A 232-nucleotide genomic window follows, 5' to 3' on the forward strand; every position below is an offset into this window, starting at 1 on the left:
GTCCCAGCACTGGCGGATGCGCAGTGCGAAGCCGCCATTGAATTCGTCTTCGCGCAGGCCGCCCTTGACCACCAGGATACGGTCCTTGGTCATCAGGTGGCCGAACTCGGCCATGGCATCGGAGAACGCGCTGCATTCGACGCGGCCACGGCCATCTTCCAGCTGGATGAAGATCTGGCTCTCGCCCTTGCGGCGCACGCCGACCACCTGGCCGGCCAGCACGGTCTGTACT

General features: G+C 65.1%; 1 protein-coding gene. It reads right to left on the reverse strand.

The features are described 5' to 3' along the window. On the reverse strand, positions 1-232 hold a 232-nt coding region (locus FQ664_RS27060), incomplete at both ends, for an OB-fold nucleic acid binding domain-containing protein (RefSeq protein WP_144176023.1).

It is taken from the genome of Pseudomonas persica (genome assembly GCF_900291015.1).
In the GTDB taxonomy this organism is placed as follows: Bacteria; Pseudomonadota; Gammaproteobacteria; order Pseudomonadales; family Pseudomonadaceae; genus Aquipseudomonas.